Source organism: Methylobacterium variabile, assembly GCF_001043975.1.
Lineage (GTDB): Bacteria > Pseudomonadota > Alphaproteobacteria > Rhizobiales > Beijerinckiaceae > Methylobacterium > Methylobacterium variabile.
On record NZ_LABY01000478.1, the window covers coordinates 1 to 955 of the forward strand.

At 74.0% G+C, this 955-nt stretch carries 1 protein-coding gene; it reads left to right on the forward strand.

The annotated features are described in order from the left end of the window. A partial coding sequence (locus VQ02_RS34005) for a prolyl oligopeptidase family protein (protein ID WP_048448699.1) occupies positions 1-955 on the forward strand: 955 nt, incomplete at both ends.

The following is a 955-nucleotide window of genomic DNA, read 5'->3' on the forward strand; positions in this document are numbered from 1 at the left end:
CCCGCGGCGGCGGCGACGCCACAACGGTGCGGGAATTCGACCTCGCCGCCCGGGTCTTCGTGGAGGGCGGCTTCGCCCTGCCGGAGGCGAAGAGCATTCCGATCTGGCTCGATCCCGACACGGTGCTGCTGGCGAGCCCGCTCGGCGGGCCGGAGCACGCGACGCCCTCCGGCTACGCCCGCACGGTGCGGGTGTGGCAGCGCGGCGCTGACCCGCTCGCGGCGCCGGTGATCTTCTCCGCCGGCCCGACCAGCATGGTCGCCTATGCCTATCCGGACCGGGAGGCGACGCCGGAGCGCCTGGTCTTCGTCGAACGCACCGGCTTCTTCGACGGCACGGTCAGCCTCGGCGACCGCTCCGGCCCGAAGACCCGCCTCGACATCCCGACCGACGCCGACGCGCACTGGCACCGGGGCTACCTCGCCGTGCGCACCCGCACGCCCTGGGAGGTCGGCGGCACGACCCATCCGGCCGACAGCGTGCTCGGCATCGGGCTCGATGCGTTCCTCGCCGGCGCCCGAGACTTCCGGGTGCTGTTCACCCCCGGCCCGCGCCGGGCGCTGCAGGGCTTCTTCTGGACCGGCGGGCAGCTGGTGATCTCGGTCCTCGACGACCTCAAGGCCCAGTTCCCGGTCTTCACGCCGTCGGAGGGCGCCTGGGCGGAGGGGCGGGTCGCCGGCCTGCCGGAGCTCGGCGTCGTCGGCGTGTGGTCGATGGACAGCGAGGAGGAGGAATCGAACGGCGACCTCATGGTGGCGGCCAACGATCCGATCACGCCCTCGACCCTGCTGACGACGCGGCCCGACCTCGCCGCACCGGTGCTGCTGAAGCAGGCCCCAGCCCTGTTCGAGGCGGACGGCCTGGTGGTGACCCGCCACGAGGCGGTGTCGAGCGACGGCGAGCGCATTCCCTACGTGCAGGCCGGCCCGCCGGGGGAGACCGGCGAGGCGCCGGT